The organism is Gilliamella sp. BG7 (assembly GCF_046635565.1).
Classification (GTDB): domain Bacteria; phylum Pseudomonadota; class Gammaproteobacteria; order Enterobacterales; family Orbaceae; genus Gilliamella; species Gilliamella apicola_P.
The window spans coordinates 58,577-81,642 of sequence record NZ_JBIDFB010000002.1 but is presented as its reverse complement, the minus strand read 5'-3'; the positions used below and the strand labels follow the sequence as shown (position 1 = coordinate 81,642).

Here is a 23,066-nt window from a genome sequence, read left to right as displayed (position 1 = left end):
ATTAAGATCTCAAAAAAATGTAAACGATTTCATTTTTGTATTATACTTTTATTCTAGATTTTAAAGCCGTTTATTATAAAATGAATATAAGAATTGATATTATTTTATGTTATATTATATTGCTATCAATTTATGTTATTATGAAATTCTTTATAGATGGTTGTTGGAACTATATGAAAAAAATAAATATTATTGCACTACTTTCGTTTTTTGCGATTTCTTTTGATGGTTACGCTATAGACAAATATGTGACTGATAATGTTGATATTTATTTGCGCCGAGGTCCTGGTTCGCAATATGCATTTTCTAATGCCGTTAAAGCTGGAACAAAGGTCATTGAGCTTGAAAAAAGTGCAGATGGTAAATTCACCCGCATTCAATTAAAGAGTGGTAATACTGCTTGGATTGAAACGAATAAGCTAAATGAACAGCCTAGCTATAAAGAACGTTTTCCAGCATTAGAAGCTAAATTAGCAGAATATCAAGACAAAGTTGATAATACCGAAGCAAATCAACAAAAATTAGTGAGTGATTATGTCCAAAAGTTGCAATCGGCTGAAAAATCTATTGATACACTTCAAAATAAAAATAATGTTTTAGAAAAACAAGTTAAAGAGCAAAACTTACGAATCGAGTCAATGCTAAATCAAGTGGATGATAAACGGCGTGATCTTATTATAACTTGGTTTACCTATGGTGGTCTTGTCGCTGGAGGAGGTTTTATTTTAGGGCTTATTTTACCAAGAATTATACCTAGTCGACGTAAAAGAGATCTCTGGATGAGATAGATGAGTAAAATCTATCTTGTAGGAGGGAGTGTGCGCGATAAATTGTTGCATCTACCTGTTGCTGACCATGATTGGGTTATAGTTGGCGCTACACCAAATGAGCTTTTGGAGTTAGGATATCAACAAGTTGGTAAAGACTTTCCAGTTTTTTTACACCCTCATACGAAAGAAGAATATGCGTTGGCTCGCACTGAGCGTAAATCCGGTAGAGGTTATACTGGATTTATCTGTGATTTTGGTAAAGAGATCACATTAGAACAAGATCTAATTCGCCGTGACCTAACAATTAACGCTATTGCAATGGATGAAGATGGCAATATCATCGATCCATATCATGGCGTTGATGACATCAAACATAAAATCTTACGCCATGTATCGCCAGCTTTCCGAGAAGATCCTCTACGTATTTTACGTGTAGCTCGTTTTGCTGCTCGTTTTCATCGATTAGGTTTTACTGTGGCAGCTGAAACTATAGAGCTAATGAAACAAATGGTATTAGACGGTGAGGTTAGTTACTTAACACCAGAGCGTGTATGGAAAGAAACCGAAAAAGCATTGTCGACATTAAATCCACAGATCTATTTTCAAGTGTTAGAGCAATGTGGAGCACTTCCTTTATTATTTTCATCATTAGACTTAACCGCCAGTATTAATGATGCACTAAAAAAATCTGCTTTATTAACTGATGATTTAACTATCCGTTTTGCAGTGCTGTGCGCACAGTTACCTAACAAATTAGCAGTCGAAGCATTATGTGCAAAAATTAAAGTACCTAACAACTATACTAAAGTTGCCGTCATGGTTCAGCAATATCGAAATAATTTTGAACGAGTGCAAACCCTGACTGCTGAGAAAATTGTTTCTTTGCTAAATAGTATTGATGTATGGCGCAACCCTTCGCACCTTGACCAATTAATTATTGCAAGCCAAGCTTTTGCTAAAACAGCATCGTTTGCACAAGCAAATTATATAAAAGAAGCTTATAAAATCGCCAATGGCGTCAATGTGCAGCAAATTATTTCTGAAGGTTATACAGGAAAACAAATCCATTATGAGTTACAAAAAAGGCGAATTGAAGCGTTATTAAACTGGATTTGACTAACTCTCAATCAATTATCGTTTTTTTTCAAAATATCTTAAAAAAAGGGTTGACGATTTGGCGTAACACTAGCATAATGCGCTTCGCAGTGTTGGTTATGACGTTGCAAATGAATGGCTACGTAGCTCAGTTGGTTAGAGCACATCACTCATAATGATGGGGTCACAGGTTCGAATCCCGTCGTAGCCACCATTAAGGTTAGGTAGTACTTTTACAGGAAGTATTTAATGCGGGTGTGGCGAAATTGGTAGACGCACCAGATTTAGGTTCTGGCGCCGCAAGGCGTGTGAGTTCAAGTCTCTCCACCCGCACCATTTAATCTTAATATCTATCCTATATTGGGGTATAGCCAAGCGGTAAGGCAGCGGGTTTTGATCCCGCCATGCCCAGGTTCGAATCCTGGTACCCCAGCCATTCCAATATACATAATTTTGGTATTTCATTTTTTTGAGTTGTATCAATGTTGGTGTATTAATTTACTCAATATTTTTATGTGAGTATAACGGAACTGGTAGACGCATTAGATTTGGAGCCTAGTTTAGGGATGTGTGCAAGTTAAAATTTCACACCTTGTATCAAATGTGATCTTTATTTTATATATTGGGGTATAGCCAAGCGGTAAGGCAGCGGGTTTTGATCCCGCCACGCCCAGGTTCGAATCCTGGTACCCCAGCCATATAGGTTATCTATTTTCCAATTCTTTCTTATTAAATGTAGTTTTAAATAAGCAAATTTTTTTGCCTTTGTGGATTAAAATCGGCGGGGTATCGTCTATTATTTAGTAAAGGGTAATTAATTGACATTAATTAAAAACACCTAAACAAAAAATAAAAATAATGTGATCTTTGATCGTTTTTTGGTTAAATCCCACGGGCAAAACAAATTACTCACGTGGGATTTATTTCAATTACGAATCTTATTTATATAAGTTAACAAAAACGGTTTGTGCCGTGCTTGCAGAGTTAGATGATATTTCTTTTACATAATAAAAGTGTGCGCCATTAGCAACCGCATGTTTTTGTGCGGCGGCACTGATTTCTGCTGTATTGTTAAATACACCATGGAAGCTAATAGTACTAAATGGGGTCATGTGTTTAAACGCTTCGCTACTAATTTCGTAGGCATCTTGACCTGCTATTGCAGTTGTGACGATATAATCTCTAGCTGGTGCGTCTTGCTTATATAAAGCCACTTCGATATCTTCTGCTTGGTTTTTGATGTCATCAGACGAAATGGAGTCGATATAAAACGCATAAGCATTTTTTTTTGCAGCTAATTTACTTGCAGCTTCGGTGATTTCGGAAGTGTTATTGTAATTACCTTTAAATTTAACAACATCAAACGGTAAATAGTAAAGAGCTTTTGAACGTTCATAAGAAACTACACCATTATAAATAGTTTCATCTTTCTGTATGGCTATTGGTGCGTTAGATTTGTAAATATTGGCATAAACAATCGCACGATCTGAGGAAGTTCCATTGGCTGGACTTTCCATTGCTGTAATATAGTAATATTTAGCGCCTGCTTCATCGGCAGCACGAGAAATATCTTTAGCAGCATTTTCGGCCTGTAAATAACTTCCGGTTACAGAAATTTCTTTCAATGGTACTAAATGACTACTTTCTTCAGCAGTTAATGGCTCAGCAGCATAAAGACTAGCAACAGGTAATGATAACAATACGGCTAACGCAATAGAAGATTTGGTAAAACGTTTCATAATATATTTCCTTCATTTTTGAATTATTAAAATAGAGAATTGCTGTTCAACGCTTATTTTATTTGTAGATATAGATTGATATTACTTCGAAAGTATTCGAACTGGCAGAGCTCCTGATGTGTTGTCCTTGTCTACTTGTAAAAAGCGTTAAGACATATAGTTGTTTTGGTAGGAACAAATAGTAAAACAACTTGTTGTTGTTATAAGACGTTCAGTAATAATCCTCAAGTTCTTTTAATCAAATAGAAGGGTGCCTAGCATTAATTGCTTAAAATGAAATGAATTGTCAAAAAAAGAGTTAATCTAGTGCTAATTAAGAATGTTAAAATTTTTCTGAACTGTATTTCCTGTACAGATTAGTCTCTAATTTTTTCAATAAAAAAGTTAAGAATCTGCGCAGTTAAACCCCAAATAACCCAATTATGATATTGATAAAAATAGACAGAATACTCAGCTCTTTTTTGCCATTTAGGCGATCGGTTTACAATGATATCAAAAGGAAAATCATCAGCTGGTTTATGCCCGACAAACATTGTTGTACGCTGAGGGGGATTTTGAATAAACCACTCAATAGGAACGGTAAAAATCTGTTCGACTTCATCATGATTTAGTTGCAAATCATCAAGCGAATTGATTGTGCCAACAAATGGATAAATAGCCATACCTAATGTTGCAATAAACTTGGGTAATGGTCCTAAAATTGTTATTTGGTTAAAAGATATACCTAATTCTTCAACTGTTTCTCGTTTAGCTGTGTATTCGGGATTGGTATCAGATAATTCCACACGCCCACCAGGAAAGCAAATATCTCCAGGTTGCCATTTTAATTTTTTAGATCTAACTTGAAATAAAAGATGCAATTTATGATCAATATCAACGATAGGCAATAATACCGCAGCTTTATTATTGATAAATTTTACGGTTTCTTTTTTTTGAATTTGTTTAGCAATATTTTCAATTGTTATCATAATTATTCATTTTACTCGAGAGGTTTAAATTTTTGCCCTATTTACCTTATACAAATAACATGCTAGATTTATTTAATGCGCGAGTTTAATACGCGTATTTTATCTAACTGAAGCTATGCAATATTATATCAATAACATAAAAAAAGAACTTGAAGCTCTTGCCATTTTGAAACGTGAACGCGCGCTCGTAGGTATGTCTTCTGAATTTCAACAGGTATTTTTGTTACTTCCTGCTCTTTTTCATTATCATACACCTGAATTACCAGGATATATGGAAGGTAATATACCTTCTGGTATTGCTTGTTATCAGTTGTCTGATGATGTAAGAAAACTGCTTAAAACCGAATTCGATTTTATTCCAACCGCGAACGAAAATAAAATTATTAATCTCCCTACAATATCTGCTTTATATTCAATGGGTAGTACCTGTTCTATTGGGCAGTCATTTCAATCTGATCTTGATGTTTGGATATGTATTGAGAATAGTTTAACAGATCAACAAAAAGAAGCATTACAACAAAAATGCCGTTTGATCGAGGACTGGGCAGCAAATTTGCAAGTCCAATTAACGTTATTTGTGGTAGATGCTGATCGTTTTATAAATAAGCATCATGAATGTCTAATGGGCGAAAATTGTGGATCGGCGCAACATATTTTGTTGCTCGAAGAATTTTATCGTTCTGCAAATTTATTAGCAGGAAAATATTTGCTTTGGTTTGCAGTGCCTTATAATTTCACCGTGAACAACGTTACATATCCTACTTATGAAAAGTGCATTAAAGCAATGGTTGAGCTTAATTTAATCAAACGGGATCAATGGATTGATTTTGGTCCACTAACTGGATTATCAGCTCAAGAGTATTTTGGAGCAAGTTTATGGCAACTTTATAAAAGTATTGATTCACCTTTTAAAGCGGTACTTAAAACCCTATTATTAGAAGCGTATTCATGGATTTACCCACAAAATAAACCAGTTGCTTATCAAATGAGGGAACTGATTCAAAAAGGCAAAATTCATAAAGGGATGTATCTGGATTCGTATTACATGTTGTTGGACAGAATCAGTAAATATCTTATTGAAATTAATGATTATGAGCGACTTGAGTTAATTCGTAATTGCTTTTATTTAAAAGTGAATGAGAAACTTTCTATTCCAATGCAATCGCCGTCATGGCGTCGCATTATTTTGAGTAACCTAGTGAAAAGTTGGGGATGGGATGAGCAACAAATTGCAAAATTAGACGCATGCCAAACTTGGAAAATAGGGCAAGTCCGAGAAATACACGAAATCTTATTACACACTATGATGTCAGGCTATCGAAATTTACTCAATTTTGGTCGTCGTAATAATTTAGACTCCTTAATTAGTCCTCAAGACCTGGCGATATTAACACGTAAACTCTATGCTGCTTTTGAAGTATTACCGGGAAAGATCACAACTTTAAAGCTCAATATATCTGATAATTTACAAGAAGAGGCATTAACGTTTATTCATGTTGCGGAAGATCGCATCAATCGAGCAGGATGGTATGTTTACAATCAAAAACCTGTGTTGCAATCAATTATTGGTCATCAATATCTTGAATATAGCAAATACTTATTAAAACTAGTAAGTTGGTGCTATTTTAACGGTTTAATCGCTGATACCACTGACTTTTATTATCATGATGGCCAAAACCGAAATAATTCGAAAATTAATAAATTGATCGTTGATCTAAAAAATTACTTTCCTATTGATGTGCCAGCAGCAACTGAAGAACAGCTATATGGACCATGCGAAATTCGCCATTTGGCTATTATTTTAAATTTAGAAGACGATCCGACAGCTAACATTGAATTAGACGATGAAGTGACTAATAGTGTACTTAATTATGGTAAAAATGAGCTAAGTTTAGTGGGATCAATTGATCTTCTTTATCGTAATTCGTGGAACGAAATTCGTGTTCTCCATTTCAGCGGTGCACTATCAGTGCTTCAGGCGATTAAGGAATTACTAAATCGAATGCATAAAGATGCTGATTTACCCTATTCGCTCGAAATCTTTTGTTATAGTGAATACCTGAGCGACGAAATCAAACAACAAATGAAAAAGTTAATGGATGAATGTATTGATTTACGTTTAACTACCACACAAAATAACTCAACGCAAGTAAAACCATTAAGAATTGATGGAGCTTCATGGTATCTATTTTTTGAGCGATTAGGTGTATCATGCCATCAATTTGAAAGTGCGATTGATTTTTATGGCGCTGTATCAAATAACAAAATACAAGGCAGACCACTAAACATTTTAGACGAAACTAACGAACTACCGAAAGAAATTGACAGCGTTGCTTATGCTGGGATAATACAATTCTTCTTTGAAAGTACTGATTCAGGGTTTGATCTTTACATTTTAAACGAGCATAATCAAGTTGAAATATACCGTAATTGCAACGGTTCAAGAGATAATATGGTTAAAGATATAAACGAATTTTATATCCTATCTGACGATCGTTTCACATTTACTACCAGTAGCTCAGTTAATTTTAATCTACCTCAATTTTATCAAATCACTTATAATGAGCGTGATGAAAGAGAAATCATTCCGCTTAATTAAAAGCTCGGCAAACGAGCTTATTCGAATATAATCGTGTCAAAAAGTTTCAGGAAAATATATTTTTGAGTATAAAAAGAATAAAAATTCATAATTAATAAGTAAAATAATTAAATTTCTATTAGAATAATGGGAACTTTTTTCTAATTGAAGAATCTAACTGTATGTCAGCACAACTTTGGGCCGATTGTCAGTTATTAACATAATAAGATAAGGAAAGGCCTTTAATGGGGGAGCAAATAACAGACCAAGTATTAGTAGATCGCGTTTTAAATGGAGACAAAAATGCATTTAATTTACTTGTTGTTCGTTATCAAAACAAACTGGCTTATTTGGTTTCTCGTTATGTATTAGCGTCCGAAGTCCCTGATGTTGTGCAAGAGACTTTTATTAAGGCATATCGATCATTAAGTCTTTTTAAAGGTGAAAGTGTTTTTTATACATGGCTGTATCGAATTGCAGTTAATACAGCAAAAAATTACTTAACATCTCAAGGACGACGGCCACCATCATCGGATATAGATGCTAGCGAAGCCGAAAGTTACGAAGGTGCAGATTCATTAAGAAATCTTGATAATCCTGAAAATTTAGCACTTTCAGACGAAGTAAAAAAAACAGTATTTGCAACGATCGAAGCATTACCTGATGATTTAAAAACAGCAATTACATTGCGCGAAATCGAAGGGTTAAGCTACGAAGAAATCGCTCAAGTTATGGATGTGCCGGTTGGAACAGTGAGATCTCGTATTTTTAGAGCACGTGATGCAATAGATGAAAAAATTAAACCATTACTCAGTTAATGGCTACAAACTGATTAATAATTAGTAGTCATAAATTTAAGGTATTTACTATGCAAATAGAACAGAAAGAGCAACTTTCATTACTTATGGATGGTGAGTTTACAAACGACCATATTGTTGATGAAGTATTAAATGATGAAAATTTGCAATCATGCTGGCATCGTTACCATATTATCAGAGACACAATGCGAGGTGAATTACATAGTAGTTCATTAAATCATAGTAGTTCATTAACTTTAGATATCTCTAGTCAAATTGCTCAAGCGATAGCAACTGAAGATTTATACAATCAACTTACTGATCAACCTAATATTGACAAAACCACGTCACCAAAAGCTGAAAACCTAATTTGGATCCACGTTAAAGACTTTATAGGCAAGGTAAGCCAAGTTGGACTTGCAGCTTGCGTCACTCTTGGGATTATTGCAGGTGTACAATATAATCAAGGACAAACAGATAGTGCCAGTGCAAGCCCTACATTAAATACAGTACCAGTTGGTGTAAGTGTGGCTCCTGTAGGTGGCATTCATCAACAAAACGATCAGCAATTACTTGAAAAACGACAATACGACAAAATCAGATTACTTGTACAAGATTATGAATTGCAAAAAAGATTAAATACACACTAATTTGAAATGAAATCATCAAATTATTTTATCAAACATTTTATAAAACAGAGCCGAAAAATAATATTCGCTCTGTTTTTTGCATTTTTCTCAGTATCGATTTATGCCAACGATATAGAGGATGCTTTTGCGTTATTAAACAAAATGAACCACGCTGTACAAACGCAAGATTACCGTATTTACTTCGTATCACAAGATAAAAATCAATATGTAACCTCATTCGAATACAGCCATATAGGTGCGCCTGTAAAAGAAAATATTAATGCCTACTTGCGCTATCTGGAAGGTCCTGATAAAGAGATCATCTTACATAAAGGCATAACCAGTTACTTTCAGCCTAATAGTTCATCATTTTCTATCACTAGTTCTCGCATTATCGAGGCTTTCCCTGACGTTGTTTATAATAATTTTAATAACCTTAAAGGTGTTTATGATTTTATCTCATTAGGCAAAGCAAGAACGGCTAATAGAAGTACTCAATTGGTCAAAATCACAGCAAAAGAACAGGATCGTTATAGCTACGAAATTTGGATTGATGATGAAACTTATTTACCAATTAGGATCGATTTATTAGATCAAAATAGCGACATAATTAATCAGATTAAAGTAATACAACTAGATAAGAATTTCGATAAGAAAAAACAGTTAGATTATATCAACAGTCGAACTTATCCAATTTTATTGTCGATAGAAAAACAAAATAACATGCTCGACCAATGGCGACTAACTTGGTTACCTAAAGGATTTAAAGAAGTAGCTGCTTATAATTTGAATTTTTATAGTTCTGATATCGCGACTAAATTGTTTTCAGATGGCGTATTTTCGTTTACGGTCAATATCTCATCTGAACAAGCTAAACAAGCTAATCAAATTATTCAACAAGGTGGAAGGACTATTTATTCAACCAACTTAGGTCACAAAAACATTATCATCATAGGTAATTTACCTCGTACTACTATTGAACGTATTGCACAAAATATTGTTCAGAAATAAGTGCAAACTTCTTAATAACGCTATGCTTGGTAGCGATAAAAGTGTAAAATATTTCACTTTCTGACTATGTAATTATTAGCGATATTGGTCATAACCAAAAGGCATTTTAGATAGTTAACCGTTAATAACCAAGATACTAATTATAATTTATTAATATGAATAAAAATATCCGCAATTTTTCAATTATTGCTCATATTGACCATGGTAAATCAACGCTTTCAGACCGCATAATACAAATTTGTGGTGGGCTTTCGGATCGTGAAATGGAAGCTCAAGTACTTGATTCAATGGATCTTGAGCGTGAGCGTGGCATCACGATCAAAGCACAAAGTGTAACCCTTGATTATCATGCTAAAAATGGCGAAATATATCAGCTCAATTTTATTGACACACCAGGTCATGTTGACTTTTCTTATGAAGTGTCGCGTTCGCTAGCTGCTTGTGAAGGGGCGTTATTAGTTGTGGATGCAGGACAAGGTGTTGAAGCTCAAACACTGGCAAACTGCTACACCGCGTTAGATATGGATCTTGAAGTTGTACCAGTTCTAAACAAAATTGACTTACCAGCGGCTGAACCAGAGCGCGTTGCAGCCGAAATCGAAGACATTGTAGGTATTGATGCGAGCAATGCAGTACGTTGCTCGGCAAAAACTGGCATTGGCGTTGTTGATGTACTTGAGCAATTAGTCAGTGATATTCCACCACCAGAAGGTGATTCGACAGCACCATTACAAGCACTTATTATCGATTCATGGTTTGATAATTATTTAGGTGTAGTTTCATTAATTCGCATCAAAAATGGTGAATTAAACAAAGGTGATAAGATCAAAGTAATGAGTACCGGTATGACTTATAACGTTGATCGACTTGGCATTTTTACCCCTAAGCAAATTGACAAACAATGCCTGCATTGTGGTGAAGTGGGTTGGGTTGTTTGTGCGATCAAAGATATACTAGGCGCGCCAGTGGGCGACACCTTAACTTTAGCAAAAGCACCTGCGCAAAATCCATTACCTGGTTTCAAAAAGGTCAAACCACAAGTTTATGCTGGATTATTCCCAACCAGTTCTGACGATTACGAAGCTTTTCGTGATGCCCTTGGCAAATTAAGCCTAAATGATGCCTCGTTGTTTTATGAGCCAGAAAATTCTGGAGCTTTAGGATTTGGATTCCGTTGTGGTTTCCTTGGCTTATTACACATGGAAATCATTCAAGAACGACTAGAGCGTGAATATAACCTTGATTTGATAACCACTGCACCGACGGTTGTTTATGAAGTACTAACTACATCAAATGACATTATCTACGTTGATAGCCCTGCCAAGTTACCAGCAGTAAATAACATTCAAGAATTACGCGAACCAATAGCAGAATGTAACATATTAGTTCCGCAAACTTATTTAGGCAACGTCATCACACTTTGTGTTGAAAAACGTGGTGTGCAAACCAATATGGTTTATCATGGCAATCAAGTTGCTTTAACGTACGAAATCCCAATGACCGAAGTTGTATTAGACTTTTTTGACAAACTAAAATCGACTTCGCGTGGGTATGCATCATTAGATTACAGTTTTAAACGATTCCAAGCTGCCGACATGGTAAGGTTAGATGTATTAATTAATGGTGAACGTGTTGACGCATTAGCCTTAATTACCCACAAAGACAATGCACCATATCGTGGACGAGAATTAGTTGAAAAAATGAAAGATCTTATTCCTCGTCAACTATTTGATATTGCCATACAAGCGGCTATCGGTAATCATGTCATAGCAAGATCAACGGTCAAACAACTACGCAAAAATGTATTAGCCAAATGTTATGGTGGCGATGTGAGTCGTAAAAAGAAACTTTTACAGAAGCAAAAAGAAGGTAAAAAGCGCATGAAACAAATAGGTAATGTCGAATTACCGCAAGAAGCTTTTTTAGCCATTTTGCATGTAGGAAAAGATTAACTAATTAAAAACAAATCAATAAAAAGATTTATTTAAAGAGGGAAAAAAATGGCTGGAACATTTGCCATCATATTAGCACTAGCAACACTCATTACTGGTATCTTTTGGTTTTTAGAAAAATTCAAATGGAAACCAGCAAGACAACGTAAAGTTGAAGAAATCCGTACCCAAAGCAATGGCGAAGTTGATGGAAAGATACTTGCTCAAGTGGGTAAACCCAAAGGTTGGGTTGAAAATTTAGCATCGTTTTTTCCGGTATTATTTGTCGTGTTTGTTATACGTTCATTCATCTATGAGCCGTTTCAAATTCCATCAGGATCAATGATGCAGACATTACTAATTGGCGACTTTATTGCTGTTGAAAAATTTTCTTATGGCGTACGTGATCCTATTACTAACACCGTCATTATTCCGACAGGACAACCACAACGTGGTGATGTTGCCGTATTTAAACATCCAAATGTTCACCAAATGGATCTTATAAAGCGTGTTGTCGGCTTACCGGGTGACAAAATCGTCTATCTGGTAAAAGAAAAGCAAATTTTAATCTATCCAGCTTGCCAAGCAACAGATACAAATTGCGAAGGGCAACAATCACAACCACTCAATTTGCATTACAGCGAACCAAGACCAAGTAACTGGAAAGAAGTGCATGAACAGTTCAAAACAAATCCTAATTTTTATACGCTAAAACAATATGCTGATAAAGGTATTGTCGATTCTCAGTCTATCGTGACATTGGATATGAATATTCAACAAGAAACCCTAGGGGACACACCACACGATATTCTAACCACCCAAGGTTCACAAGAAAATCCTAACTATTTTTATCATCAGGATGGACAACCGATAGCCACTTGGATTGTACCGCAAGGCCATTATTTTATGATGGGTGACAACCGCGATAACAGTGGTGACAGTCGATACTTTGGTTTTGTACCTGAAGCTAATTTTGTTGGTAAAGCAACCGCAATTTGGATCAGCTTTGAAAAACAACCAAACGAATGGCCAACAGGTATCCGCTTTAGTCGTATTGGTGGTATACACTGATAGCTATAATTATGAAAAAATTTATTAAAATTCAAAAATCAATCGGCTATATGTTCCAAGATACATCCCTACTTGAATTAGCACTTACTCATCGAAGTGCTAATAAGCTACATAACGAACGTTTAGAGTTTTTAGGGGATTCTATTTTAAGTCTTGTCATAGCCGACGAACTATATCACCGTTTTATCAAACAAGATGAAGGTGACCTAAGCCAAATGCGCGCAACACTCGTTTGCGGGCAAACACTTGCCGAAATTGGTAAAGATTTCAAATTGGGTGATCACCTTATTTTAGGGCAAGGTGAACTAAAAAGTGGTGGTTTTCGTCGCGAATCGATTATTTCTGATGCTGTAGAAGCCATAATTGGTGCCATTTATTTAGATAGCAACCTCGACACAGTTCGTTTACTAATCTTATCATGGTACCAAAGTCGCTTGACACAAATTCAACCTGGTATTAAACAAAAAGATGCCAAAACAAGATTACAAGAATACTTACAAGGAATTCATCGTCCGCGCCCATGTTATTTAATTCTTGAAGTAACTGGCGATAACCACGAACAAGAATTCTTAATTCAATGCAAAATTGACAATGATAGCCATGAATATTTAGGTCGTGGCTTAAGTCGCCGAAAAGCAGAACAAGCTGCCGCACAAGAGGCACTCAACCAATTAGGTATAAAATGACAGAAACAACACAACATTGTGGATTTGTCGCCATTGTCGGGCGACCAAATGTAGGTAAATCAACGCTACTAAACCAATTGCTAGGTCAAAAAATCTCGATCACATCACGCAAGGCGCAAACTACCCGTCACCGAATTGTGGGTATTGACACGCAGGATAATGACCAAATTATCTATATCGACACCCCCGGACTTCATATTGAAGAAAAAAGAGCCATAAACCGCTTAATGAATCGTGCTGCAAGCAGCTCAATAGGGGATGTTGAACTCGTTATTTTTGTGGTTGAAGGTACCCATTGGAATGACGACGACGAAATGGTCGCTAACAAACTCAAAGATTGCAAAAGCCCAGTCTTGTTAGTGATTAATAAAATTGACAACGTCACCGACAAAACACAATTATTACCGCATATTCAAGCGATAAGCCAAAAAATTAACTTCCTTGATGTTGTGCCAATTAGCGCAGAAAAAGGAGAAGGTGTAGATCTTATCAAAGATATCGTCAAAAAACACTTACCAGAAGGCGAACACCATTTCCCTGAAGATTACATTACCGACCGCTCGCAACGTTTTATGGCATCAGAAATCATCCGCGAAAAACTTATGCGCTTTTTAGGTGATGAATTACCTTACTCGGTAACTGTTGAAATTGAACAATTCAAAGTTGATGAACGTAACGGAATGTACCGAATTAATGGATTAATCTTAGTTGAACGCGATGGACAAAAGAAAATGGTCATCGGCAACAAAGGTGAAAAAATCAAAAAAATTGGTATTGAAGCGCGCAAAGACATGCAATCATTTTTCGACAATAAAGTCCATCTAGAGCTTTGGGTAAAAGTCAAAGCAGGTTGGGCTGATGATGAACGAGCGTTGCGGAGTTTGGGTTATAGTGATGATTAAAGATCTTGCCCGATTTTTTGTCATTGTTCAGGCAGATAGGAAATCCCAACGTAAATGTTTTTTTATCATATCCGAAAGCTAGGCTATAAATGGAATCATAAACGTGTTTATTGGGTGGATATATTGTGAGTTAAAATTAACCTCAGAATAAAATGTAAAAAGCGTATTATCTGCCTAAACTCCAGAAAAGTTATCGTTACCCAACAGGAGAACGTGCTCAATGGATTTTATGAATGGCTGTAGTCGAAATCAACGTCATTTTAGAACATTTTATAAATTTGGATAAGGTGCCGGTTAATTTAACCAAATTTTTGGGTGGTAGGATTGGATCGGTAATACTAATACCGGTTTTTTTTTAATAGTTGCTCTTTATCTTTATAAACAGGGTCTTTATTATCGTATTTTGCGTAATGCATAATTGAATTCCTTATATAATTATTGAGGGATAGGCCAATTATAAATAATTTGCCAATCACTCGATGAGAATACTGGCATATTTTCTTTGATACGTTTTTGTTCTTGTTCGGCGTAATATTCGGCTAGCTGATCTTCATATTTTTTAAAGATCACTTGCAGTGCCACAATTTCTTTTTCGGACGAGTTAAAGCGATAGGCAAAGTCATAATCTGCTATATTTTGCCCTTTACCAAAACGGCAACGCCTTAACCATTTTTCGATATCATCGTCTTCAGCTAATTCTAAATATAGTTGAAGTAAAAATATCCCCAGACTAACCCATGGATTTAACGCCAATGCTATGATTGATATAAGTATTCTTCCAGTAGAAAAAACAAATGCATTTATAAATATTTTATCAACGAGTAAAAAACACAATGATTTAAACCCTCGATCTATAATTTTAATTAAACTAGTTTTACCCATTTGTAAAAATAAATCGGTGGTGGATACAATCAAGGTAAATAGAGATGCATAATATAATGTTTTTTGATTCTGATCTTTCTCTGAAGCGTCCTCGTTCCAATTTAAACCAATATCAATTAACCCCCGCTATCACCCCCAAAAAGTTGCCTAAAAAGTTCATATTGGACAGTAATTTGGCATTTTTTTCTATATCGGTTAAATATGGATTAACGTATTTGGAAACAAAATTATATTTTTTTATATTCACTCACAATATTAATAACACGTTGGCCTTGGGCTTTTTGTTCTTCGCTCCATGGTACGATTCGGGTTGTATCGGTTCCTAAAATACCACTATCATAAGGTTTTACTTTTTCATTAAAATATTTTGCATCAGCAAGGTATTTTCTATTGGTGTTTTTTATATGTTTTTTAAAATCTTCTTCACTTTCAGCAAGATATCTGTTTTTTATCGCTTCTTCAAGCATTGCAATACCACTATAAGTGGCATTTTCACGCTGTCTTTCTATCATTATTTTTCTAAACGAGTTTAATGCACTGTTACTCCAATTACTTAACTCAGCAGCAATACCAATACTGTCAATACAACCATCATTGGTGAGCTATCCGTGCTGTTACGTTCGGCTGACATCATTTTTTTATGTAGATAGACTGAATACCGCTCTTTTGGGGTGATTTGGTCATAAACTGGCTTGGTTAGTGATTGCCAAGGTGCTAATGTACTTCGTTTTTTGAATAGCTGTTTATCATATATAAATGGTTGGCGAAATAAAATACTTTGCGAAAGCGTACTTTTGTCTAATGGTTTATTTTGATACAAATAAGGAAAGCAAAATGAGTAGTCAATGCTTTTAAATTTTGGTAAGGATGTTGTGATTCTTTCTTTTAAATCATCAGAGTTTTGGATATCCAAGGTTGAGGCGATAGCTTCCTGATTAGCGGTAGTTATGCCAATGCCGATGGTTTGCGAATTTATCCATTGCTTTGGTTTGATAAGTTGCATTCGCAAGTTACGTTTATCTTTATCAATAAGGTATTTTTTTAAAGTTTTAACACTCTATTTATGTTCACTAAAAGCAAGCCAAGCTTTTTCACATTTTTCGGGTGTTGAAAGTGTAATAAAGGCGATATTGCTTGATAAATGGGCACTATTGCCGCAGGTCGTTTGTATATCATTGACAGGTATAGAAGGGTTTTCTTCACTTATGATATCACCAAATCTTAATAGATCTTGCTCTTTACTAATATCTTGTTGCCAAAAACCGCCGGTTTCATCAATTTTATAAATGGAAATATCTAATGTAATATTGTCTTCATACTGACATAACACATAAAGGTAGCCTGCTCGCATGGTTCTTAGCACATATTTGCTATCTCCTTTTAAAATAGGCAGCATATCGTTTTTTGCCCATGAGGGTAAATCTGCATTGATATATTTAGGTGCAACAGCATAACGAACAGGATAAATTGGTAGGCCTTTAGATTGGCATTTTTCACATAAACCCATTATTTATTTCCTTTGTATTAATGATACATTCATCCGCTATAATATCCCATTGTTGTGGGGTTATAGTTTGTAATTGTTTTATTAGTGATTGGTGCCGATGTTGTCTTATTGCTTCGGCAATAATTGGATGTTCAATAAATTCAGGATGTATAACTAAACTATGATAAGCATATTCGGCTAGATCTCGTTTATCATGGTATCCTTTGAGGGTAGCATTTTGAAAAGATTGCATAATAATGCCATCAGCTTCACTTTCTGGTAAGCTATATTCTGGGTGAAAAAAATGATAACGAGCAAGTGTTTGATTACGGCTTTCGATCCAGTTTATTTGTTGCCATTGTTGCTTGATGATCCCCAAATTGCCAATAAGGTTTTTACTTTCATCTCTATGATTTTTTTAAATAATTAAATGGCCGTCACTGTTAAGATATAACCATGAATGAATCGGATTAAGTAATATTTTTTTGCACAAAAATGAAAATATTTAATAGTGGTGGTAACACCGATGGGTCAAAATAACGCAATAATTGTTTACCATCACTTGATGGTTGAATAGCAATTTTTCCTAACTTTTGTGCTAATACTTCGGCATTAAATGAGGAATAAATTTATCCATATACTGAACGTGGTTTTGCAAATAACACGGTTTTAGGATCGATGGCTAAATAAAATTCCTGAATACTTTGTTTTAATATGGTTCGATCTTTTTCATTTTTTAAATCAAGTTCAATGAATCCTGGTGTGTGCTTTATTTGATAGCTGATATATCGAAATAATGTTAATTTTTTTCTGCAATCAAATCAGTTAAACTTGTTTTTTAGTCATGTGATTGATAGATAAGGTAAAAATTTGCATCATTTTTTAATGACAGCGCAATAATCTGTTGAAAAACACTCTCAATATCTTGCTTTTGTATTGATTTATTCATTTTATCCATAACTTATCCAAGTTTTACATTTGCTTTTTGTAGTTTATCCGCTTCTTGTATCGCCGATTCACAACCAGCAGGTAATAAAGCATCTACATCCATATTCGCTGGCCCCCATCTTCTGGAAGACATTACACTTAAGATAAAACATTATCCTGTGCGCCCAGTTCAATGCCTTCACTGCTGATTTTGATATAAGAGCCACCACAAATAAGCGTGAGGTTGTCTTTGGCGGTAAGTGACTTTGCCATCGACACTATCCACTTTGATATCTTGCTTGGCGGCCATATTGAGGTTGGCATTTTGGGCTTGCACCTCGATATCGCCTTGGTTGGCAAATAATTTCATCCCCGATTTTTGGGTAAATAAACCAACCGCTTCAGCCGATGAGAAGGTGACATTTTTTAAGGTGTTGATGTCGGTTTGACTTTCGCTGGTTAAGGTGAGGCTGTTTCCTGTTGTTAGTTGGATGTTTTCAGGGCTGGTTAGGGCGATGCCTTCTTGTGCATAGACCAGTAAGCTACTTTGCCTTGCTTGCGTTATCCAACGGTCCAATGCTGATGGTGTCAAATCATATTCTGCAACGATTTCACTACGTGATTTACCATATTTTGATAAAGACTGACCATTTGGTGTTTAAAATCATCAGTGAATGTTCGTCTTTTGCGTTTAATCTTATTCATATTTGCTCATTTTTTAGTTGTGATAAGTTTACCTAACCCCTTAAAAAAGTTGTATGAATTAGTGTAGCCAATCCAATGCAAAACGAGATCATCGTATTTAATAAAAATACAAAACTGATCAAGTATTTTTTGTTATCCGATTTAGTATACGATCTAAGCGTGGCTTGTTTTGGATTACTCTGGATGAGTATGGAATTAGCAATAAAATTGAAAGAAAAAAATCCACTAGAACCCTTGCTATCAAAGGTTAAAATGGAATTCTTTGGATGATTGTGGAATTTACCACAAGAATTAGATGGCGGAAGCGCAGAGATTCGAACTCTGGGAGGGTCGCCCCTCGCCGGTTTTCAAGACCGGTGCTTTCAACCGCTCAGCCACACTTCCGCAATGGCTGTGAATAATAAAGTAGACTTGCTTATTTGTAAATAGCTATTTTAATTTTTTTTATCGTTTGCTTTAAATTTCATCAAATTTTAAAGGAATTAAACAAACAATAACGTATTTGCCTGCAAAATTAGTGTTGGATTTTGATTAATTGAGTATAATACAACGCAAATAAAATAACGTACTTTAAAAAAATGTTAGAGCAGATAGAAACTGATGAGAAAGGCTATTTAAAAAATTGGCAGGATTGGAATGTTGATTTAGTTCCAGAATTGGCAGCCAAAGAGTCCATTGAATTAACCGATGCCCATTGGGAGGTTATTTTATTTGTTCGTGATTTTTACTTAGAATATAAAACCTCACCAGCTATTCGAGCTTTAGTCAAAGCAATGGAAAAAAAGTTTGGTGCAGAAAAGGGCAATAGTCGTTATTTGTATAAATTATTTCCAGACGGTCCTGCTAAACAAGCAACTAAACTTGCAGGCTTACCAAAACCAGTTAAATGTATATAGATAAAGGATAATACTAAATTCATGAGAAGATGGAAGCTACCTTTATTGTTATTAGCTGTACTGGGTTATCTGCAATATTCTTTATGGTATGGCAAAAATAATGTGTACGATTATCAAGATAATGTAGAAATGTTAGTCACTTTGCGTGCCGATAATGAGAAGTTAAAGACTCGTAACGAACAGATGTTTGCTGAAATTAACGATTTGCAACGTGGCTATGAGGCAATAGAAGAGCGTGCTCGTAGTCATTTGGGTATGGTTAAACCTGATGAATATTTTTATCGAATTATAATTGATTCGGATACTAAAAAACGATAATGCATAACTTGAATAATCTTAATGATATCATTGCTATTGTACCGGCAGCAGGAGTTGGTTGCCGTATGAATAGTCAAATCCCTAAACAATATCTAAAAGTTGGTTCGAAGACCGTTTTAGAACATACTCTAAATAAATTATTAACGCATCCTCAAATCGCTCAAGTTATTGTTGTGATTAGCTCAGAAGATAATATATTTAATACCCTTTCAATTGCTCAGCACGATAAGATTAAAGTTGCTTTAGGTGGCAAAACTCGAGCTGATTCTGTTTTAGCCGGATTAAAATTGCTAAATGATGAACAGTGGGCTTTAGTTCATGATGCGGCAAGACCTTGTGTGACTCATTGTGATATTACTCGGCTGATTGAAACAGTAACAACTAAAAAACAAGGCGGTATATTAGCCACTCGTGTTAGTGATACGATTAAGCGAGCTTGTCAAAATAATGATACCATTATTGATTATTCTGAAGATCGGACTTATTTATGGGGCGCTGCTACTCCTCAACTGTTTAATGCTGGCGAACTAAAATCATGTTTGCAACAAGCTCTAAATGATCATGTTGCCATCACTGACGAAGCTTCAGCCATTGAGTATTGTGGTGGGCATCCTTTATTAATTGAGTGTCGTGGGGATAATATAAAAATAACCCGTCCTGAAGATTTAGCATTGGCTACTTTTTATTTAACTAAGCAGATTCCAAATAGGTAAAAGTATGAGAATAGGTCATGGATTTGATGTTCATAAGTTTGGTGGAGAGGGTCCTATAACTCTTGCTGGGGTAAAAATTCCTTATCAATATGGCCTTGTTGCTCACTCTGATGGTGATGTTGTGTTACATGCAATAACCGATGCTTTAATTGGCGCATTGGCATTAGGTGACATCGGTAAGCTATTTCCTGATACAGATCCTAAATATAAGGGTATAGATAGTCGAATATTATTGAAAGAGGTGTATACCCTTGTTCAAGCTAAAGGTTATGAATTAGTTAATTTAGATACTACTATTATTGCCCAAGAACCTAAAATGCGACCGCATGTTGATCAAATGCGAGTTAATATAGCAGAAGATCTGAAAGTTCATTTTGATCAAATTAGTGTAAAAGCAACAACAACTGAACAATTAGGCTTTACTGGGCGTAAAGAAGGCATTGCTTGCCAAGCGGTAGTGTTATTAAGTAAAAAATCCGAAACAGTTTAAATTATACAATAGGCAATAATAGTGTTAGCACAACTTAATTATTTATATGGCAAACCGGCCACTAAAGGGCAATACAAGCAACAATACGAAGATTTTAATGTGACAGAAGATCTTGGCTTTGAGTTGACTGGTGAAGGCGAACATGTTTTAGTTTTTTTGCAAAAACGTGATTGTAATACCATTTTCGTGGCTGAGCAGTTGGCTAAATATGTTGGAATTTCAACCAAGCTAGTAAGTTATGCTGGTTTGAAAGATCGCCAAGCGGTGACTGAGCAGTGGTTCAGTTTACATATGCCAGGTCAACAAACACCAGACTTTTCTGCATTTAATTTGGCGGGTTGTAAAATATTAAAAGTCACGCGACATAATAAAAAATTAAAAATTGGCGCATTAAAAGGTAATTATTTTAAAATTATTTTAAAATCGTTAAATAGCCAATCTGAAATTGAATCTAAATTAGCATTAATCAAACAGCATGGTGTGCCTAATTATTTTGGTGAGCAGCGTTTTGGTCGTGATGAAAATAATATTACTCAGGCTATAAAATGGGCCAATGGCGAAATTTCGGTTAAGGATCGAAAAAAACGTAGCTTTTATCTTTCTGCGGCGCGAAGTGCGATTTTTAATAATATTGTCAGTCAACGCATTACCCAAAGTTTGCATCAAATCGTGCTCAATGGCGATATATTACAATTAGCGCATCGTGGTAGCTGGTTTATTGCTCAAGCAGACGAACTAGTTCAGTTACAAATGCGTTTAGAACAAGGCGAGATCAATATTACTGCACCAATGGTGGGGGATTCACCACTAGGTACATTATTTGATGCGCTGGAGTTTGAGCAAAAATGTTTAGAAAGTTGGTCTGAATTTAATGATCTATTTAAAAAAGAGCGAGTAGAAACAGCAAGACGGTCAATATTGTTACGAGCAGAGCAGCTTAATTGGCAATGGTTAGATGAGCATAGTCTCGAACTCAATTTTTATTTGCCATCAGGTTGTTATGCAACAAGTGTGATACGTGAACTAATAATAGAAAATGAGTAGCCCAAATGCAAAATCTAAAAATGCAATCCCTAATTGAATTCTTACGGCAACAAGGAATAAAAGACGAGCGCGTTTTAGATGCTATTGCGTCAATTCCTCGTGAACATTTTGTTGATGAGGCGCTTTCGCATCAAGCTTACGATAATCGTCCATTGCCAATAGGAAGCGGTCAAACTATTTCTCAGCCTTATATCGTAGCAAAGATGACTGAACTATTAAAATTAGAGCCTAATTCAAAAGTACTTGAAATTGGAACAGGGTCGGGATATCAAACGGCTGTTTTAGCAAAGTTAGTCGAAAATGTCTGCTCGGTAGAACGAATAAAAAGTCTACAATGGAATACTAAACGCCGTTTAAAGCAACTTGATATTCATAACATTGCAACACGCCATGGTGATGGTTGGTTAGGTTGGCCTGAACGTGGACCATTTGATGGCATCATTGTTACAGCCGCCGCATCTGAAGTGCCACAAAGCTTACTAGAACAGTTAGCCGATAAAGGACGTTTAGTTATTCCTGTTGGCGAAAATAAACAGGTTTTACAATTAATTGAGCGTGATGGAGATAATTTTGTAGCTAAAAATATGGGCGAGGTTATATTCGTGCCTTTGGTTAAAGGGGATGTTGAATAATTAGACTGCATCTCAAATAAAAAATAGAAAATAAAGCACTTATTTTCTATTTTTATACTTAAACACAGTCTTTCCTGAAACTTTTTAACAAAATTAGAATATTTACTCTGGCTGCTCAGAGCGTTTCCATTCACAAATTCCATAAATGGCATTAAACAGATAAATTAAATATTGTGTTGCGATAATGATATTGTCGGTATAGATATTTAAACCAATTACCAGTACATTTAATATAACCCATAAATACCAGTTAAACGCATATCGCATCATCAATAATAATTGAGCAACAATGCCTAGACCAAATATAAAACAGTTAGTTATTAGTTGGTAGGTTGTATTAGTTACACCAATTTTATCCGTTAAATAAATATTAATAAAAGCGGCAATAATAAGAAATATGATTGTATATAAAAATGTGGTTTCATTGAGTGAGCGAACTTTAACGTTTTTATTATTATCAAGGTTCTTTTGCCAAGTGAATAAACCATAGATGTGTGAACAAAAATAGTAGACTGGCGGTAGTCCTGCACCAATATTGCCGCCAAGAACATTAGCACAACATTCTGCAACTACGGCAAACATACCTAATACATTTCCCATGTTTTTACGTTTTGCTAATAAGATAACGCATAGCAGACCGCAAAAAGCGCCTATGTAAGAAGTAGCATAGCGTAAATCAAATTCAGTAAATGGGTCAGTGTATAAAAATGCTAGTGTTACACATAATATACAAAAAAATGGATAGAATTTATTACGTCCAATTAAAATGGCAAGATTGCTTAATTTATTCATAATT

General features: G+C 35.2%; 25 protein-coding genes, 5 tRNA genes and 1 pseudogene. 20 read left to right on the top strand and 11 right to left on the bottom strand.

Annotated features, from left to right (window positions below):
• Window positions 1–173: 173 nt before the first annotated feature.
• From ACGH49_RS01850 to ACGH49_RS01825, 6 genes are all read left to right on the top strand, one after another.
• Window positions 174–788, top strand: coding sequence for a TIGR04211 family SH3 domain-containing protein (locus ACGH49_RS01850; protein ID WP_411588028.1), 615 nt, complete (start codon window positions 174–176; stop codon window positions 786–788).
• Window positions 789–1,886 (top strand): multifunctional CCA addition/repair protein, encoded by a 1,098-nt coding sequence (locus ACGH49_RS01845; RefSeq protein ID WP_411588027.1) that lies wholly within the window; start codon window positions 789–791, stop codon window positions 1,884–1,886.
• 116 nt (window positions 1,887–2,002) lie between these two features.
• Window positions 2,003–2,079 (top strand) — tRNA-Met (locus ACGH49_RS01840).
• A gap of 37 nt (window positions 2,080–2,116) precedes the next feature.
• A tRNA-Leu gene (locus ACGH49_RS01835) sits at window positions 2,117–2,201 on the top strand.
• Between the two features lie 25 nt (window positions 2,202–2,226).
• Window positions 2,227–2,301: transfer RNA gene (locus ACGH49_RS01830), tRNA-Gln, on the top strand.
• A 187-nt stretch (window positions 2,302–2,488) separates the two neighbouring features.
• Window positions 2,489–2,563: transfer RNA gene (locus tag ACGH49_RS01825), tRNA-Gln, on the top strand.
• Window positions 2,564–2,803: 240 nt separating this feature from the next.
• On the opposite strand, the gene ACGH49_RS01820 is transcribed toward ACGH49_RS01825, so the two are convergent.
• Together ACGH49_RS01820 and ACGH49_RS01815 are read right to left on the bottom strand one after the other, a co-directional pair.
• Complete coding sequence (locus tag ACGH49_RS01820) at window positions 2,804–3,604, bottom strand: YdgH/BhsA/McbA-like domain containing protein (RefSeq protein ID WP_411588026.1); 801 nt, start codon at window positions 3,602–3,604, stop codon at window positions 2,804–2,806.
• Between the two features lie 356 nt (window positions 3,605–3,960).
• Window positions 3,961–4,572 (bottom strand): NUDIX hydrolase, encoded by a 612-nt coding sequence (locus ACGH49_RS01815; RefSeq protein WP_411588025.1) that lies wholly within the window; start codon window positions 4,570–4,572, stop codon window positions 3,961–3,963.
• A gap of 115 nt (window positions 4,573–4,687) precedes the next feature.
• On the opposite strand from ACGH49_RS01815, the gene ACGH49_RS01810 reads away from it, so the two are divergent.
• The 8 genes from ACGH49_RS01810 (at window position 4,688) to era (ending at window position 14,177) form a co-directional block, all read left to right on the top strand.
• Complete coding sequence (locus ACGH49_RS01810; protein ID WP_065608069.1) at window positions 4,688–7,171, top strand: class I adenylate cyclase; 2,484 nt, start codon at window positions 4,688–4,690, stop codon at window positions 7,169–7,171.
• A 224-nt stretch (window positions 7,172–7,395) separates the two neighbouring features.
• Window positions 7,396–7,968, top strand: coding sequence for an RNA polymerase sigma factor RpoE (gene rpoE / locus ACGH49_RS01805; protein ID WP_411588024.1), 573 nt, complete (start codon window positions 7,396–7,398; stop codon window positions 7,966–7,968).
• Between the two features lie 50 nt (window positions 7,969–8,018).
• On the top strand, window positions 8,019–8,597 hold the full coding sequence (locus tag ACGH49_RS01800; RefSeq protein ID WP_065608066.1) for an RseA family anti-sigma factor: 579 nt from the start codon (window positions 8,019–8,021) through the stop codon (window positions 8,595–8,597).
• A 6-nt stretch (window positions 8,598–8,603) separates the two neighbouring features.
• A complete protein-coding gene (locus ACGH49_RS01795) occupies window positions 8,604–9,587 on the top strand; it encodes a MucB/RseB C-terminal domain-containing protein (protein ID WP_081298077.1) in 984 nt (327 codons plus the stop codon).
• Window positions 9,588–9,742: 155 nt separating this feature from the next.
• Window positions 9,743–11,539 (top strand): translation elongation factor 4, encoded by a 1,797-nt coding sequence (gene lepA, locus ACGH49_RS01790; RefSeq protein WP_411588022.1) that lies wholly within the window; start codon window positions 9,743–9,745, stop codon window positions 11,537–11,539.
• Window positions 11,540–11,587: 48 nt separating this feature from the next.
• Window positions 11,588–12,589 carry a signal peptidase I gene (lepB, locus tag ACGH49_RS01785; RefSeq protein WP_411588021.1) on the top strand — a complete coding sequence of 334 codons (1,002 nt, stop codon included), beginning with the start codon at window positions 11,588–11,590 and terminating at the stop codon, window positions 12,587–12,589.
• 11 nt (window positions 12,590–12,600) lie between these two features.
• Window positions 12,601–13,275 (top strand): ribonuclease III, encoded by a 675-nt coding sequence (rnc, locus tag ACGH49_RS01780; protein ID WP_296206995.1) that lies wholly within the window; start codon window positions 12,601–12,603, stop codon window positions 13,273–13,275.
• A complete protein-coding gene (gene era / locus ACGH49_RS01775; protein ID WP_411588020.1) occupies window positions 13,272–14,177 on the top strand; it encodes a GTPase Era in 906 nt (301 codons plus the stop codon). Before rnc ends, era begins: the two co-directional genes overlap by 4 nt.
• A gap of 435 nt (window positions 14,178–14,612) precedes the next feature.
• Here the strand turns inward: era and ACGH49_RS01770 are convergent, their stop codons facing one another.
• The 8 genes and pseudogenes from ACGH49_RS01770 to ACGH49_RS01735 all read right to left on the bottom strand — a co-directional run bounded on the left by ACGH49_RS01770 (window position 14,613) and on the right by ACGH49_RS01735 (window position 18,561).
• Window positions 14,613–15,011 (bottom strand): hypothetical protein, encoded by a 399-nt coding sequence (locus ACGH49_RS01770; protein ID WP_411588019.1) that lies wholly within the window; start codon window positions 15,009–15,011, stop codon window positions 14,613–14,615.
• 275 nt (window positions 15,012–15,286) lie between these two features.
• Window positions 15,287–15,571, bottom strand: a complete 285-nt coding sequence (locus ACGH49_RS01765) for a hypothetical protein (protein ID WP_411588018.1) — start codon at window positions 15,569–15,571, stop codon at window positions 15,287–15,289.
• A 41-nt stretch (window positions 15,572–15,612) separates the two neighbouring features.
• Window positions 15,613–16,062 carry a hypothetical protein gene (locus ACGH49_RS01760; RefSeq protein WP_065608043.1) on the bottom strand — a complete coding sequence of 150 codons (450 nt, stop codon included), beginning with the start codon at window positions 16,060–16,062 and terminating at the stop codon, window positions 15,613–15,615.
• Between the two features lie 54 nt (window positions 16,063–16,116).
• Entirely contained in the window at window positions 16,117–16,566 is a 450-nt protein-coding gene (locus ACGH49_RS01755) for a toxin VasX (RefSeq protein WP_411588017.1), read from the bottom strand.
• On the bottom strand, window positions 16,553–16,924 hold the full coding sequence (locus ACGH49_RS01750; RefSeq protein WP_065608039.1) for a hypothetical protein: 372 nt from the start codon (window positions 16,922–16,924) through the stop codon (window positions 16,553–16,555). The genes ACGH49_RS01755 and ACGH49_RS01750 overlap by 14 nt, the downstream gene beginning before the upstream one ends.
• Before the next feature lie 747 nt (window positions 16,925–17,671).
• Window positions 17,672–18,049: a DUF2345 domain-containing protein gene (locus ACGH49_RS01745; RefSeq protein ID WP_411588173.1), complete on the bottom strand. Its 378-nt coding sequence runs from the start codon at window positions 18,047–18,049 to the stop codon at window positions 17,672–17,674.
• Window positions 18,023–18,168: pseudogene (locus tag ACGH49_RS01740) on the bottom strand (transposase); the annotation flags it as partial. The pseudogene ACGH49_RS01740 and the gene ACGH49_RS01745, both read right to left, overlap by 27 nt.
• A gap of 305 nt (window positions 18,169–18,473) precedes the next feature.
• A tRNA-Ser gene (locus ACGH49_RS01735) sits at window positions 18,474–18,561 on the bottom strand.
• A gap of 194 nt (window positions 18,562–18,755) precedes the next feature.
• On the opposite strand from ACGH49_RS01735, the gene ACGH49_RS01730 reads away from it, so the two are divergent.
• From ACGH49_RS01730 to ACGH49_RS01705, 6 genes are read left to right on the top strand one after another with little or no spacing between them, the layout of a single operon-like run.
• Window positions 18,756–19,073: a TusE/DsrC/DsvC family sulfur relay protein gene (locus tag ACGH49_RS01730; RefSeq protein ID WP_411588016.1), complete on the top strand. Its 318-nt coding sequence runs from the start codon at window positions 18,756–18,758 to the stop codon at window positions 19,071–19,073.
• 21 nt (window positions 19,074–19,094) lie between these two features.
• A complete protein-coding gene (gene ftsB, locus ACGH49_RS01725) occupies window positions 19,095–19,391 on the top strand; it encodes a cell division protein FtsB (RefSeq protein ID WP_411588015.1) in 297 nt (98 codons plus the stop codon).
• Window positions 19,391–20,104, top strand: coding sequence for a 2-C-methyl-D-erythritol 4-phosphate cytidylyltransferase (gene ispD / locus ACGH49_RS01720; RefSeq protein ID WP_065590840.1), 714 nt, complete (start codon window positions 19,391–19,393; stop codon window positions 20,102–20,104). The genes ftsB and ispD overlap by 1 nt, the downstream gene beginning before the upstream one ends.
• A 4-nt stretch (window positions 20,105–20,108) precedes the next feature.
• Window positions 20,109–20,594 carry a 2-C-methyl-D-erythritol 2,4-cyclodiphosphate synthase gene (ispF, locus tag ACGH49_RS01715; RefSeq protein ID WP_174799040.1) on the top strand — a complete coding sequence of 162 codons (486 nt, stop codon included), beginning with the start codon at window positions 20,109–20,111 and terminating at the stop codon, window positions 20,592–20,594.
• 18 nt (window positions 20,595–20,612) lie between these two features.
• The gene (gene truD, locus ACGH49_RS01710; protein ID WP_411588171.1) at window positions 20,613–21,638 is read left to right on the top strand and encodes a tRNA pseudouridine(13) synthase TruD; all 1,026 of its coding nucleotides are present in this window, start codon (window positions 20,613–20,615) and stop codon (window positions 21,636–21,638) included.
• Between the two features lie 5 nt (window positions 21,639–21,643).
• Complete coding sequence (locus ACGH49_RS01705; RefSeq protein ID WP_065590842.1) at window positions 21,644–22,270, top strand: protein-L-isoaspartate(D-aspartate) O-methyltransferase; 627 nt, start codon at window positions 21,644–21,646, stop codon at window positions 22,268–22,270.
• Window positions 22,271–22,372: 102 nt separating this feature from the next.
• Here ACGH49_RS01705 and pnuC read toward each other — a convergent pair whose 3' ends face one another.
• Entirely contained in the window at window positions 22,373–23,062 is a 690-nt protein-coding gene (pnuC, locus tag ACGH49_RS01700) for a nicotinamide riboside transporter PnuC (RefSeq protein WP_065590843.1), read from the bottom strand.
• Window positions 23,063–23,066: the final 4 nt, after the last annotated feature.